This is a genomic window from Kitasatospora aureofaciens, from assembly GCF_019192735.1.
Taxonomy (GTDB): domain Bacteria; phylum Actinomycetota; class Actinomycetes; order Streptomycetales; family Streptomycetaceae; genus Kitasatospora; species Kitasatospora aureofaciens_A.
In genome coordinates this window covers 1-13,000 of record NZ_JAHTKP010000074.1, presented here as the reverse complement: position 1 = coordinate 13,000, position 13,000 = coordinate 1, and the positions used below count along the sequence as shown (strand labels likewise).

12 protein-coding genes and 2 pseudogenes are annotated in these 13,000 nt (G+C 72.9%); 4 read left to right on the top strand and 10 right to left on the bottom strand.

Annotated features, from left to right (window positions below):
• The first annotated feature begins 34 nt into the window (after positions 1-34).
• Positions 35-568, top strand: a complete 534-nt coding sequence (locus tag KV557_RS36525; RefSeq protein ID WP_218205905.1) for a GNAT family N-acetyltransferase — start codon at positions 35-37, stop codon at positions 566-568.
• Between the two features lie 44 nt (positions 569-612).
• On the opposite strand, the gene KV557_RS36520 is transcribed toward KV557_RS36525, so the two are convergent.
• The 3 genes from KV557_RS36520 to KV557_RS36510 form a co-directional block, all read right to left on the bottom strand.
• Positions 613-1,290 carry a TNT domain-containing protein gene (locus KV557_RS36520; RefSeq protein ID WP_218205904.1) on the bottom strand — a complete coding sequence of 226 codons (678 nt, stop codon included), beginning with the start codon at positions 1,288-1,290 and terminating at the stop codon, positions 613-615.
• 200 nt (positions 1,291-1,490) lie between these two features.
• On the bottom strand, positions 1,491-2,828 hold the full coding sequence (locus tag KV557_RS36515; protein WP_218205903.1) for a geranylgeranyl reductase family protein: 1,338 nt from the start codon (positions 2,826-2,828) through the stop codon (positions 1,491-1,493).
• 179 nt (positions 2,829-3,007) lie between these two features.
• Entirely contained in the window at positions 3,008-3,961 is a 954-nt protein-coding gene (locus tag KV557_RS36510; protein ID WP_218205902.1) for an ABC transporter substrate-binding protein, read from the bottom strand.
• A 459-nt stretch (positions 3,962-4,420) separates the two neighbouring features.
• On the opposite strand from KV557_RS36510, the gene KV557_RS36505 reads away from it, so the two are divergent.
• Complete coding sequence (locus KV557_RS36505; protein ID WP_218205901.1) at positions 4,421-5,443, top strand: LPXTG cell wall anchor domain-containing protein; 1,023 nt, start codon at positions 4,421-4,423, stop codon at positions 5,441-5,443.
• A gap of 96 nt (positions 5,444-5,539) precedes the next feature.
• On the opposite strand, the gene KV557_RS36500 is transcribed toward KV557_RS36505, so the two are convergent.
• The 3 genes from KV557_RS36500 to KV557_RS36490 are packed head-to-tail and all read right to left on the bottom strand — an operon-like array spanning position 5,540 to position 7,913.
• Positions 5,540-5,680, bottom strand: coding sequence for a hypothetical protein (locus tag KV557_RS36500; protein WP_218205900.1), 141 nt, complete (start codon positions 5,678-5,680; stop codon positions 5,540-5,542).
• Positions 5,677-7,155, bottom strand: coding sequence for a serine/threonine-protein kinase (locus KV557_RS36495; protein ID WP_218205899.1), 1,479 nt, complete (start codon positions 7,153-7,155; stop codon positions 5,677-5,679). The genes KV557_RS36500 and KV557_RS36495 overlap by 4 nt, the downstream gene beginning before the upstream one ends.
• Positions 7,152-7,913, bottom strand: coding sequence for a serine/threonine protein kinase (locus KV557_RS36490; RefSeq protein ID WP_218205898.1), 762 nt, complete (start codon positions 7,911-7,913; stop codon positions 7,152-7,154). The genes KV557_RS36495 and KV557_RS36490 overlap by 4 nt, the downstream gene beginning before the upstream one ends.
• 277 nt (positions 7,914-8,190) lie before the next feature.
• Between KV557_RS36490 and KV557_RS36485 the strand changes: the two genes are divergently transcribed.
• Complete coding sequence (locus KV557_RS36485) at positions 8,191-8,598, top strand: hypothetical protein (RefSeq protein ID WP_218205897.1); 408 nt, start codon at positions 8,191-8,193, stop codon at positions 8,596-8,598.
• Between the two features lie 158 nt (positions 8,599-8,756).
• Here KV557_RS36485 and KV557_RS36480 read toward each other — a convergent pair whose 3' ends face one another.
• The 4 genes and pseudogenes from KV557_RS36480 to tnpA form a co-directional block, all read right to left on the bottom strand.
• Entirely contained in the window at positions 8,757-9,893 is a 1,137-nt protein-coding gene (locus tag KV557_RS36480) for an aminotransferase class I/II-fold pyridoxal phosphate-dependent enzyme (RefSeq protein WP_218205896.1), read from the bottom strand.
• Positions 9,890-10,549 carry a helix-turn-helix transcriptional regulator gene (locus tag KV557_RS36475; protein WP_218205895.1) on the bottom strand — a complete coding sequence of 220 codons (660 nt, stop codon included), beginning with the start codon at positions 10,547-10,549 and terminating at the stop codon, positions 9,890-9,892. The genes KV557_RS36480 and KV557_RS36475 overlap by 4 nt, the downstream gene beginning before the upstream one ends.
• Positions 10,550-10,664: 115 nt before the next feature.
• Positions 10,665-12,314 (bottom strand): YVTN family beta-propeller repeat protein, encoded by a 1,650-nt coding sequence (locus KV557_RS36470; RefSeq protein ID WP_218205894.1) that lies wholly within the window; start codon positions 12,312-12,314, stop codon positions 10,665-10,667.
• A 177-nt stretch (positions 12,315-12,491) separates the two neighbouring features.
• Positions 12,492-12,748 (bottom strand): annotated as a pseudogene (gene tnpA / locus KV557_RS36465) (IS200/IS605 family transposase); the annotation flags it as partial.
• Between the two features lie 23 nt (positions 12,749-12,771).
• Between tnpA and KV557_RS43525 the strand changes: the two are divergent.
• Positions 12,772-13,000, top strand: a pseudogene (locus KV557_RS43525) (hypothetical protein); the annotation flags it as partial.

The window sequence follows — 13,000 nt, the reverse complement described above, 5'->3', positions numbered from 1 at the left end:
CCGCCACGCCGGTGCAGGGTGCGAGGATCGGTGGGTGATCGAGCTGCTGACGGCCCACACGGCCGAGTTGGACGGGACCACGCTGGACGAGGCCCGGGCCCTGCTGTTCACCGTGTTCGGCGATGAGATGACGGAGGGCGACTGGGAGCACGCGCTGGGCGGTGTGCACGCAATGGTCCGCGAGGGCGGGGTGCTGATCGGCCATGCGGCGGTGGTGCAGCGCCGGCTGCTGCACGGCGGACGGTCGCTGCGGGCCGCGTACGTCGAGGGAGTGGCCGTGCGGGCGGACCGACAGGGGCGGCGGCACGGCGCGGCGCTGATGGACGCGGTGGAGCGGGTGATCCGGGGCGCGTACGACCTCGGGGCGCTGGGTTCCTCGGAGGAGGCCGTCGGGTTCTACGCGCGGCGCGGCTGGCAGCGGTGGCGGGGGCCGCTGGCGGCGATGACGCCGCGGGGGATGACGCCGACGCGGGACGAGGAGGGCTGGGTCTTCGTGCTGCCGGGAGCGGCGCCGCTGGACCTGGCCGGTCTGCTGACCTGCGACTGGCGCGACGGCGATCTCTGGTAGCAGGCGGCGGGCGCCGCCGGGGCGCCCGCCGCCCAGAGTGACTGTCAGATCCGGGCCAGGTACCCGTTGTCGACCAGCCACATCACGTTGAGCTTGGCCGGGCCGCCCGGCAGCAGGCCCGCGTCGAGCTGGTACTGCAGGCCCCAGCCGGGCTGGTTGAACCACGGGGCGATCGGGCCGGCGTGCACCGTGAACTCCTTGACCACCTTGTAGTCGTGGTAGTTGCAGCCGGCGGGCGGGTTGCCGTCGAGGCTCTGCGGCGGGATCGCGCGGTTGGCGTAGGGCAGGCCCTCGGGGGCGAGGAAGGCGCCGTACTCGCTGCCGTAGCGGTCGATGTTCTGGTTCGGGTAGAGCGTGAGGTCGAACTCGATCGGGCTGCCGTCGGGCAGGGTGGCGTAGCCGTTGACGGGCGGGTAGATCCAGCTGCCCTTGCCGCCGTTGGCGGTCGGGTCGTAGTACTTGGCCAGGAACTCCTGGTCTCCCGCGCCGCCGGTGCGCTGGTAACCGACGAGCTGGTCGCCGACCGGGCCGGTGGTCGGCAGGTCCTCGGGGCCGAGGCGGGCGTCACCGTGGTGGAAGGCGGCGGAGCACTCGTCGGACGGAGTGCCCGCCGTCCCGGTGGCGGCGGTGGCCGAGTCGGCGGCTGCGGCCGGGATGCTCGGGGCGATCAGGGCGGCGGCTGCGGCGAGCGGCGCGACGAGCAGGCGAAGGCGAAGGCGCACGTTGTCTCCGTCGTAGGGGTTTCGTCAGTGGGGTCCGTACGGACGGGGCGGTCCCTCACCCTCCGTGTCCGGACCGGCACCAGGCAAGCGGATCTGCTGATCATTCGTCAACATGACCTGGCTGACGGCACGCTGAACTCCCCGGTTTCGGCCAACCCACAAACACGGGAACTCATCACACGAAAGGATGGGATGATCCGCTACCTCCCGGGCGCCACTCTGCCGATCAGGTGCATCAGCCGGTCGAGGGCGTCCTTCGAGTTGGGCTCGGTCAGGTTGACCACGAGCCGGAACGCCACCTTCAGCAGCGCGGGGCGGCCGAGCCCCACTGCGCCGGCTGCGCCGAGGAGCTTGGGCCGGCCGAGCAGGTCCGCGGCGAGGCGGCCGAGCGCGAAGTAGCCCGCGTAGGCGGAGCGCAGTGCCTGCGGGTAGGCGCGGAGGGCGAGTTCGCGGCCCCGGTCGGTGCGCCGGGCGAGTGCCTGGACGATCGTCTCGGCGGCGTAGCGGCCGGACTCCATCGCGTACGCGATGCCCTCGCCGGTGCCCGGGCTGACCGTGCCGCCGGCGTCACCGACCAGCAACAGGCCGTCCGCGTAGTGGGGTTGGCGGTTGAGGCCCATGGGGAGGGCGGAGCCGCGGATCGGTTCGGTGACGCCGTCGGGGGTGTAGCCGTAGCCGGGCGGCAGGGCGTCGCACCAGCGGCGGAGCAGGTCCCGCCAGTCGAGGTCGATGCCCGCCGTGTCGAGGACGCCGAGGCCGACGTTGGCGGTGCCGTCGCCCATGCCGAACACCCAGGCGTAGCCGGGCAGGAGGCGGTGGGCCGGGTCGGTGGGGTCGCGCAGGTCGAGCCAGGCCTCCAGGTAGCGGTCCTCGTGGCGCGGGGTGGTGAAGTACGTGCGGTAGGCGACGCCCATCGCGCGGTCGGTCCGGCGGTAACGCTTCATGGCGAGCGAGAGGCGGGTGGAGTTGCCGTCGGCGGCGACCACGACGGGGGCGTGGTAGGAGACGGGCCGCCGGTCGTCGCCGAGCCGGGCCGTGACGCCGGTGATCCGGCCGGTCCGGTCGTCGACCAACGGGCCCGCCACGTTGGCCCGTTCGATCAGCCGGGCGCCGGCCGCGGCGGCGCGGCGGGCGAGCAGTTCGTCGAAGTCGGCGCGCCGCCGGACCAGCCCGTAGCCGGGGAAGGCCGACAGTTCGGGCCAGTCGAACTCCATCGTGCGGCGGCCGGCGACCAGCCGCAGGCCGCGGTTGTGCAGCCAGCCGGCCGACTCGGAGACGTCGATGCCGAGATCGGTCAACTGCTTGACGGCGCGCGGGGTCAGGCCGTCGCCGCAGACCTTCTCGCGCGGGAACGCCGCCTTCTCCAGCAGCAGTACGTCCAGGCCGGTGCGGGCCAGGTGGTAGGCGGCGGTGGAGCCGGCCGGGCCGGCGCCGACCACGATGACGTCCGCGCAGTCCTCGGTGCGGGCCGCGGCGTGCCCGGGTGCGGGATCGCGGTCTGGGGCGAGGTCGGGCAACTGCTGCTCTGGGCCTGGCATCGCACACTCCCGCGGATCCGTTCGGCTGGTGACTCGGCGGACACAGACGATAAAGAACCACCACCGCCGCCCGCCGCCCGACACGCGGTCCCGTCCCGACGACCGGTCAATACCGGCCACCGGGACGGGATCTGCGCGGGCGGATTCGATCAGAAACCGCCGTTTCAGAGGCCGCCGTTTCAGAGGCCGCCGTTGACCACCGTGCTGGAGACGGCGCCGGGGCTCACGTTCCACTTGGCGAGGATCTTGTCGTACCCGCCGCCGAGGATCACCTGGTCGAGGGCCTTGGAGATGACGTCCCGCAGCTCGGTCTCGTCCTTGGAGACGGTGATGCCGTACGGGCCGGACTGCAGGAAGTGGGTGCTGGCCAGCTGGAACCTGCCGGCCCGTTCCGGGGTGGTGGTGTTGTACTGGGCCACCGGGTAGTCGTTCAGGTCGGCGACGGCGGTGCCGTCGGCCACCTCGGCGAGGGCCTGGTCGTCGGAGTCGAAGCGGTTGACCTGGAGCTGCTTGCCGGTGCGCGGGCAGGCGGCCTGCTGGCGGGTGGCGAACTCGTCCTGGAGGGTGCCGCGCTGCACGGCCACGGTGTGGCCGCAGAGGCTGTCCACGGTGGTGAGCTGAAGCTGGCTGCCGGCCTTGACGACCATCGACGTGCCGGTGGAGAAGTAGTCGACGAAGTCGACGCCCGGGTCGGCCTGGTGGCCGTCGTCGGCGGCGCCGAGCTGGCGTTGCTTGGTGTCGATGACGGCGGACATCGCCAGGTCGATCTGCTTGGCCTGGACGGCCGGGATCAGCTTCTCGAACGGCAGGTCGGTGAACTCCACCCGCAGCCCGAGGTAGTCGCCGATGGCGGCGGCGATCTCCGGGTCCAGGCCGGCCGGCTTGGCGTTGCTGTCCCGGAAGTCGACCGGCGGGTAGTGGAGGTAGGAGCCGATCTTCAGCACGCCGGCCGCCCTGATCGCCTTCGGTACGCGGGCGCGCAGGTCGGCCTGGCTGCCGGGGACGGTGGAGGTGCCGCTGCCGCAGCCGGTCAGCAGGAGGCTGCCGGCGCCGAGGACGGCGGCGGCGCGGAGGGGGCGGGCGGGAGTGGCGGCAGGGTTGAGGGTTCTGAGGGTGTTGCGGGTGCGGTGCATCGCGATGCGTCTTCTTCGCAGAGAGTGCGGGCAGGGAGACGCCGCGCCGGAGTGGCTGCCGGGGTACGCAGCGCGGACCTCGTCGCCGTGTGCCCGAATCGGGCCGCCCTGGGGTAGGAGGCGGCCGGTCGGCGGAGGTCCGCCGTCGGGGGCGGTCGGGGGTCATCCTCGCACCCCGGGCGGCGGGGGCGGCGGGCGGGCCGGTGGTTGACGACCCGGGCCGCCATCGGACGAGGACACGCCTTCACCACAAGCCGGTGATCGGATTGTTGCAACGGACTAGTCGGACATTCGTTCCACTATCAGTCAATCGACCCAAACACCCCTTGCGTCTCGTTTCCCGCTGCGGGAACTTGTGCCCCTCCCGTCGTACGTCACCGGCCGCAAGCCGGCCGGCCGCCGAGGGCTCCCTCCCGCCGTGCAGGCTCGTCCCGGCCTGCCACACCCGATGGAATACCCATGCACATCCGCTCCACCGCCGCACGCTCGCTCGTCGCCGTCCCGACCGCCGCCGCGCTGATGCTGCTCGCCCCCGCCGCCCACGCCACCCCTGGCAAGGGCGCCCCCGGCAACAACGGCACCGTCAAGATCCACGACGCCGCCACCGGCCAGGAGGACACCCGCAACGAGCCCAAGGTCTGCACGTTCTACCTGGACTCGTTCGGCTTCGACCCCAACCAGGACATCGTCTGGATGATCGCCGAGGTCCACGGCAACGACGAGCAGATGGTCGCGTACGGCGACCTGCCGGTCGACGCCAACGGGGATGTCCGCACCGACGACATCAACCTGCCGGACGGCCACTACAAGCTCTACTGGGCCGCCGTCGAGCTGGTCGACGGCCAGATTCCGGCCGACGACCCGGCGCTGGACAACCCGAAGCACAAGGTGTTCAAGGTCGACTGCGGCGGCAAGAACCCGGCCCCGAGCGGCAAGCCCTCGCCGACGGCCACCGCTGCGCCGTCGACGAGCCCGACCGCCGTGCCGAGCACCCCGGCCGCCGGCAAGCCGTCGGAGAAGCCGAGCGAGAAGCCCTCGGACAAGCCGTCCGAGAAGCCCTCGGAGAAGCCGTCCGAGAAGCCCTCGGAGAAGCCGACCGCCACCGCGAAGCCGACCGGGGCCCCCACCACCGCCCCGGCCACCAAGCCGGCCGAGACCCCGTCGGCGACCGCCGCGCCGACCACCCCGGCCGCGGGCGGCCCCGCCACCGGTGCCCCGACCGCCGCCCCGAGCAGCGCGCCGACCGCCACCGTGCCGGTGCAGACCCCGCCGGCCGGCACCACCGTCAACCCGGCCAAGCCGCTGATCGTCCCGGCGAAGGTCAGCGTCCCCACCCCGATCAAGGGCGCCCCGACGTCGGACGGCAAGAAGCTGGCCAGCACCGGCAGCGACGGCACCCTGCTCTACGCCGGCGTCGGCACCGTGCTGGTCGTGGGCGGCGCCGCCCTGGTCTACGCCCGCCGCACCCGCCGCTCCTCCTGAGCCATCAAGCCCCAGGCACCACTGAGCCCCTGGCACCACCGCCCCCACAGGCGGTGGGGCCAGGGGCTCCCGTGCGTAACTACGGCCGCCGCCCCCTCACGGGTTCACCGCCAGCACCACGTAGGCAGCCAGGATCGCCAGGTGCACCGTGCCCTGCAGCGGGGGCGCCGACGGGGCGGGGGCCGCTTGATCCTGTTTGATCCCGTTATCCCGTTCGATCCCGCTCTGCCCGGTCACCCGCCGTAGTCGGCCAGGTACCGGAGCACCAGGTCGACGTGCGCGCGGACCCGGGCCGGCACTCCGCCCTCGGCCGCCACGGTCTTGTCGCTGGTCCGGTAGGCGGCGGTGACGAGGGCAGGCAGGTCGTGGGTGAAGCCGCGGTGCTTGAGCCGCTGGTCGAGCCAGCAGGTGTAGTTGCCCATGGCGGCGATCGCGTCGCCGGGGTTCATGTAGTCCTTGGGCCCGGGGTGGTCGGCGGCCTTGCCCCAGGCGTTGAAGACCGACGGCGTCCACATCGCGATGCCGTACTCGCCGGTCTCGGGGCGGGCGGCGTTCGGGTCGAAGCCGCTCTCGGCCTTGATCATGGCGGCCAGCAGGACCGGGGTGATCTCGGGTTCGGGGCAGCGCCGGGCGGCGTCCTCGATCATGCCCCGGTAGGCGGCGGGGACGTCGGAGCCGGCTGGGATGGCCCCGGGCACGAGCGCTCCGGACGACGAGGGCGCGAAGGGCTCGGGGGCGCCGGTGAGGACGAGGACGACGGCGGTGCAGGCCGCCAGGCCCGCCACGGTCGCCCACCGCAGCCGTCGGACGCCCGGCCGGGCGGTGGCCGCCGCGACCAGTGCGGCGAGGTCCGCCCGGGCCCGCTCCTCCCGGTCGGCGGCCAGACAGGCGGCGACGGCTGCGCGCCAGCGCCCGGGCAGCGCCTGGTCCAGCCGCAGCGGCGCGGCCCCCCGCGCGTACGCCTGGGCGGCGAGCGAGCGGGCGCGGGCGGTGGCGCCGAGGAAGGGGTGCAGGCCACCGGTGAGGAGTTGGTGGGCGAGGACCCCGAAGGCCCAGACGTCGGCACTGGGCCGCAGGGCGACGCCGCGCGCGCCGGTGCGTTCGGACCACCACTCGGGCGGGACGTGGTCGGGCGAGCCGAGCGGCGGGGCGTAGGCGTGGGTGCCCTCCAGTTCGGCGGTGAGGCCGAAGTCGGCGAGCTTGGCGGTGCCGTCGGGCATCAGCAGGATGTTGGCCGGTTTGAGGTCGCCGTGCACCCAGCCGGCCCGGTGCATGTGGGTGAGGCCGGCGCAGACCTCGGCGAGGATGCGTTCGGCACGGGGGACGGGGGTGCCGGGGCGGGCGGCGGCGAGGACGTCCTGGAGGCTGCACGCGGCGCGTTCCATGACGAGGGCGAGGGCGCCGTCGAGCGCGGGGTGGGCCGGGTCGTCGACGGTGGCGACGGCGAGGGTGCGGATCAGGTGGGGGTGGTCGGCGCGGCGGCTGAAGCGCAGCTCGCTGCGGGCGATCTGGGCCATGGTGCGGCGCTGACCAGGGCTCAGCCGGGCGGGGCCGAGGAGTTTGACGGCGACCGGGGTGCCGTCCGGGCCGTGCGCGGCGTAGACGCTGCCCCAGGCGCCGGCGCCGAGGAGTTCGCCGGTGCGGTAGCCGGCGACCAGGTAGCCGGCCGGCACGTCGATCGGCCGTTCGTCGGGCCGGGCGGCGGGGCTCACGGCCGGGCGGCCGGCTGCCGGGGCGGGAGCAGGGCCAGGTGTTCCTCCCGGACGAGGTCGAACCTGAGGGCCAGGGCGGCGAGTTCCTCGCGCTTGCCGCCGCCTCGGTCGTCGTCGAGGGGTTCGCGCAGCCGGAGTTTGGTGAACACCAGGTAGTCGATGTGGTAGTTCACCGCCGAGCGGGTGAGGTCGCGGCAGGACGGCAGGGCGCGCAGCCGCGCCACCACGTCCGTCGCCCCGGGCACCACGGCGGCGGACGGGGACCGCAACCGGGGTTCGCACAGGGCGAGCAGGACGAGGAAGTACTTGGCGGTGGGGTCGAGGGCGAACGGGCTGACGGTGCGTTCGCCGCCAGTGCCGTCCGACTCGCCCTCCAGGTAGGCGTGTTGGGGGGCGAAGACCTTGAACGAGGCGGGCTCGCCGAGCGCGGGCAGCAGGACCCGGGAGAACTCGAACGGCACCGGCGCGCCGAGCCGTCCGGGCGCCACCTTGACGTGTTCGCCCGCGCCCTCCAGGTTCTCCACCACGTAGGTCGCGGTGGCGGAGAAGTTGGACAGCCGCCAGTAGTCCTCGGCGGCGGTGATCTCGCCCGCGCGCCGGGAGACGCCCTGGTCGGCCAGGGGGATCGGGACGGCCCGGCCGGGCTCGCCGCGCCCGAACACCGCCGTCTCGCCCGGGCCCATCCGTAGCAGGCCGGGCCGTCCGCCCGGCGCCACCGCGGGCCCCTGGTCGGGCAGTTGCACGATGACCGTGTCCACGCAGCACCTCCGTGGGTCGGCTCGATGGTATCCGTCCGATCGGGCCGGGCGGCAGCCTGCCACTCGGACGAGTGAACCGGCACAGCGCACTGACGTGCCTCTGACAGATCGTCATCACGCGAGTCCGTCCATGCGCTGAACGTTCGGCCACAACATTGCTGCACGTAGTTGAACGGTCACCATGGGTGTGATGCACAACACACGCGCCATCGCCACGATCCGTGCAAGACTCGTCTCACTCAGTGAGATCCCCTTTGTTTCCAAGGAGGTTCAAATCATGCGCGCTCGGATCGCAGCTGCGATGGTCACGATGGCAGGGATCGCGGCGTTGACGGCCGGACCGGCCACGGCGGCCACGGCGACGTCCGAGAACGACGCGGTGGCCTGCGCCGCCGTGCTGAACCAGCCGTGCGCCTGGCACGAGACGGACCCCACCGGCGTCACCGGTGTCGCCCAGGTCTCCGCCGACGCCGGCCAGTTGACGATCGTCCAGGTCGAGGTCAGGACGCAGAAGACGTGGGGCAGCCCGTGGGAGACGACCGCCTCCGCGACCACTGTGCGGTTCGGCTCCGCCAAGGCGGTCACCCCGCGCGTCGTCACCGGCGACCTGAAGATGGTCTGCGCCACCGCCGGCCCGGCGCTGGACGCCGGGAAGCAGGTCACCACCTGTACGCACCCGTTCTGAGTCGCCGCCCCCTGAGCGACTTCTGACGACCGGCCGCCGGGAGCACTCCCGGCGGCCGGTTCGCGCTGTGCGTGCGGGCGCTATGCCTTGTGGGTGGTATGCCTTGTGGGCGGTACGCCTGCGGGCGCCATGCCCTGCGAGCGCTGTGCCTGCGGGCGCTACGCCTTGCGGGCGCGCAGCCAGTCCGCGAAGGCCGCCAGGGCCGGTCCCGGGTCGCGGCGGCCGAGGCCGATCCGGAAGCGGTCGACCGGAGTTGGCGTCAGGTCGGAGCGGTACATGCTCGCGGGCAGCAGCAGGACGCCCGCCTGCTCGACCAGGCTCGTACAGAACTCCTCGACGCCGTCTGCCCCGAGGTAGCGGGGGTAGGCGACGCAGCCGCCGTCCGGGGCGCGCCACTCGAAGAGGTCGGCGAACTCGGCGAAGAACGCGTCGAATCGGGGCAGGTTCTCGGCGATGATGCCGCGGTTGCGGGCCAGGATCCGCTCCCGCGCGGTGATCGCGATCCGGGCCAGGATCTCGCTCGGCGCCGAGTTGCAGATCGTGGTGTAGTGCTTGGCCCGCTCCAGCCGGGAGCGCAACTCCCGGTCCCGGCAGGCGATCCAGCCGACCCGCAGGCCGGGCAGGCCGAGCGACTTGGAGGTGACGTTGAGCGAGAGCGCCCGCTCGGAGAGGTCGGCGGCCTGCGGCAGGGTGCGGGCCGGGTCGCGCTCCAGGCCGCGGTAGACCTCGTCGGAGAAGAGGCGGATGCCGCGCGCGTCGCACAGCTCCACCAGGCGGACGAAGTCGGCGGCGTCGATCACCTTGCCGGTGGGGTTGTTGGGGAAGTTGACCGAGACGACCCGGGTGTTCGGGCGCAGCGCCGCCCGCACCGCGTCGACGTCGAGCGCCCAGTCCTGCTGCTCGTCCAGCGCGACGCCGGTGACCTCGCACAGGGAGAGCGGAATGGTCTCCGCGGACTGGTAGTTGGGGGTGATCACCACCGCGTGGTCGCCCGGTTCGAGGAGCACCTGCATGGCGAGGTTGAGCCCCTCCTGGGCGCCGCCGAAGCAGAGCACGTCGTCGGCGCCGACCCGCTCGTACATGCCGGCGACGGCCCGGCGCAGCCCCGGGTCGCCGAAGGTCTCGGTGTAGCCGAGGGCGAGGGTGTCCCAGGCCTGCCGGTCCTCGGGGCCGGCGAGGGCGAGGAGTTCGGCCATGGTCATCGTCTCCGCGTCGGAGGCGGTGAGGTGGTGGCGGGCGGTGAACTCCCAGCGGGAGAAGTACGTTTCGAGGCGGAAGTCGGGGAGCTTGGTCATCGCGGGTTCTCGTTCTCCTGCTTCGGGCCCGCCTCCTGCTTGAGGTCGGCGAGCAGGGTGTAGACGGTCGAGCGGGACACCTTGAGCGCGGTGGCGACGGCGGGGACGGCGCGGCGGACCGCGAGCACCCCGGCCTGGTCGAGCTCGCGCAGGACGGCGAGCCGGTCCTCGCGGCTCAGGCGTTCGGGCGGGCGGCCGTGGGCGCGGACGTAGCCACCGACTACGTCGTTCATGCGCTCGGTCCAGTCGCGCTCGAAGAGCGGTTCGGGGCGGGGCGCGGTGGGCGCTGCGAAGCCGGCCAGCAGGGCGGCGGCCTGGTCCAGCGGGCCGCGGTCGAGGTTGACGCAGAGCACCGCCGAGGGCCGGCCGACGTCGTCGCGCAGGACGGCGCTGACGGAGGACAGCCGGCGCCCGTCGGGCAGCAGCTTCTCGTAGGGCCCGTAGACGTCGGGGGCGGAGGGGTCCAGGTCGTCCAGTTCGCCGAGCAGCGACGGGTCGCCGGGGGCGCGGGTGGTCATCGGATTCCAGATGGCGAGCACGGTGTCGGTCGCGGCGTCGTGCAGCACCACCTCGGCGTACGGCCCGAGGAGCAGGGCCACCGCGCGGCAGACCGGTGACCAGGTCCGGACGCGGGGGTCGGGGGTTTCGGCGGGCATGTCTGGACTGTACGTCCAGTCCGGACGTTTCGTCCAGAGCGGATGAAGGAAGGCGCGGGAAAGAGCAGGCCCCGCCTCCTCCAGGGTGGCGGGGCCGTCAGGGCTGGGAGAGCCGTCAGCTGCAGGTGATCAGCAGCGCGAAGACGGCCGAGCAGCTGCGGGTGTCCTGGGCGGTGGCGGGCGACGGGTCCGCGGGCGTTCCGGCGGTGCGGGCGACCGTGACGTCGAAGGTCTGGACCAGACTGAACAGTCCCAGCCCGACCGAGAAGTGCCGGATGGTGCTCGCGCCCTTGGCGAGCGGCGCGGCCAGGGTGCAGGCGAGCTGCCCGTTCGCGACCGCACAGTCCGTGGAACTGGCCGGCAGACCGGGGGGCAGGGTGGCGTTCACGGTGGCCGAGGTCACCGGGTCGGGGCCCTGACCGGTGAGGGTGATCGTGTAGTCGACCCGGCCGGCCACCAGGTCGGTCACCGGGGTGGCCACGAGCGCGACGCCCAGGTGGGCGCCGGCGGCGGTGTAGGTGAAGCGGTCGGCGGCGACGGCCGCGCTCGTGCCGCCGGGCGTGGTGACCTGGACGTCCACCGGGCCGGTCGCCGTGGTGGCCGGGGCGGTCGCGGTGCAGCTCGTCTTGGTGCAGTTGAAGGTGGAGGCGTTGCCCGCCGCGCCGAAGCTCACCGCGGTCGCTCCGGCGAGGTCGGTGCCGGTGACGGTCACCGTGGCGCCGCCCGCCTGCGAGCCGGTGGCGGGGCTGATCCCGGTGACGACCGGCACGGGCAGCGGGAAGTTCAGCACGGTGACGGTGCTGCCGGTGAAGTCGGCGAGGTAGCCGTGCCGCCCGTCGGCGGTGACGGCCAGGGTGTACGGGCTCGCGCCGACCGGGACGGTCGCGGTGACGGCCCGGCTCGCGGTGTCCACCACGCTCACGGTGTTGTCGGCGTAGTTGGACACGTACGCGGACGCGCCGTCCGGGGAGAGCGTGACGGCGTACGGGTTGGCGCCGACGGTGACCGTGGAGGCCAGCGTGTTGGCCGTGGTGTCGATCACGGCCACGGTCTTGTCGTCACCGTTGGCCGCCCAGAGTCTGGTGCCGTCGGGGCTGAGCGCCAGCCCGAAGGCGCCGTGGCCGACGGGGACCGTGGCGCTCACCGTGTTGCTCGCGGTGTCGATCACGTTCACCGCCTGGCCGCCGGACGCCGCGACGTACACCCGCTTGCCGTCCGGCGAGACGGCGAGCCCGTGCGGCTCGGCGCCGACCGGGACGGTGGCGGTCACCTTCTGGGCCGCGGTGTCCAGCACGCTCACGGTGTTGGCCCCGGCGTTGCTGACGTACGCGCGCGAGCCGTCCGCCGAGAGGGCGAGGCCCCACGGCTGCACGCCGACCGGCACGGTCGCGGCCACGGTGTTGGTCGTGGTGTCCACGACGCTCACGGTGTTGGCCAGGTGGTGGGTCAGGTACGCGCGGCGCCCGTCGGGCGAGACCGCGACCGCGTACGAGCCGGTGCCGGCGGTGAAGCTGCCGGTCACGGTGTTGCTCGCGGTGTCCACCACGCTCACGGCGCCGGTGCTCTGACTGGTCACGTACGCCCGGCTGCCGTCCGGCGCGAGCGCCACCCCGGCCGGGTAGGGCGCCACCTTCACGGTGGCCGCCACGGTGGGCGCCGGGGCGGCGGCCGCGGCCGTTCCGGGCTGCGACAACAGCGCGGCCGTGGCCGCACCGATCGCGGCCACGGCAGTCCAGGAACGCCGCGGTGCACGACGTATGTTCACGGATTCTCTCCAGGAATGTCGGGTGATTCGGGTGATGCCGGCAGCTCCGGCCCCCTCCGGATCCGGAGCCGCACGAAGCGTAGAAGCCGACCTGATCGCCCGTCAGGAGCTGACCGTTAATGTCGCCAACTGTTCAGATTCGACCGGGGATTGGTTCTGGCCCCGCCGACCGCACCAGACCCATCGGGACGGCTGAACCTTGGGCGGGTAGTGCACCAGCAAGTGGACGTGATCCTCTTCGCCGTTGGACTGCTTGAGTTCGCCTTCGAGGTCGGTGGAGACCTCGCGCATGATCTCCTCGCAGCCCGTCAGCATGGCGTCGGTGAAGGCCTTCCGCCGGTACTGGGTGACGAAAACCAAGTGGACATGCAGGTCGTGGACGACATGGCGTCCGGTGCGTATATATCAGGATTAGCGTTCCATCGTGGTGGCATGAACCGAACGATATGGTGACCGCGTGAGCGAGGAACGTGTGTGGGAGAAGCGGCAGTTCGGGCACTGTGCCCGACTGGCGCTGACACCTGCCCAGGTTCGGCTCATGGATGACCAGGCCCATGCCGCCCGGGCGATGTGGAACTGCCTGCACGACTGGGTGCGACGTGAAAGTCGCTTGTACGTAGTAATCGGGACACGGCTGAAAGGAGTTGCCGATTCCGGGCGGTGTGCGAACCCGGTCCCCACGGCCA